The organism is Pseudomonas sp. ESBL9, from assembly GCF_036668715.1.
GTDB classification, from domain to species: domain Bacteria; phylum Pseudomonadota; class Gammaproteobacteria; order Pseudomonadales; family Pseudomonadaceae; genus Aquipseudomonas; species Aquipseudomonas lundensis.
Map to the genome: position 1 here is coordinate 1 of NZ_JAZEVV010000030.1, position 414 is coordinate 414.

General features: G+C 67.9%; 1 protein-coding gene. It reads right to left on the reverse strand.

The genetic code is table 11. The annotated features are described in order from the left end of the window. The coding region (locus V6F78_RS22300) for a glycine betaine ABC transporter substrate-binding protein (RefSeq protein ID WP_332728361.1) at positions 1-414 on the reverse strand (414 nt) is incomplete at both ends.

Below are 414 nucleotides of genomic sequence, written 5' to 3' on the forward strand. Positions count from 1 at the left end.
GTGTGGTGGAACTGGTTGGCCCACAGCGTGCCGGAATAATCGACATAGACGTCGATATCCCCGGCCGCGAGCGCGTCGAAGATCACGTTGGAACCGAGGCCGGCGCGGGTGGTGGCCGGCAGCCCGGCCGCTTGCAGGCGCTGTGCGATCAGCGCAGACAGCACATATTGCTCGGCGAAGGTCTTGGCGCCGACCACGTAGCGCCCATGCGAACGCGCGATCGCGGGCACCAGCGTTGCCGCGATCAGGGCGGCGATGCCGAGGCCGCCGAGCGCGGTGCGGATGCGGCTGCGATTGCGCAGGCCGTTCTCGATCAGCGCGAGCAACTGGTCGACGACGAGCGCCAGTGCGGCGGCGGCGAAGCAGCCGAACAGCACGAACACCCAGTTCTGGGTTTGCAGCCCTGCGAAGATG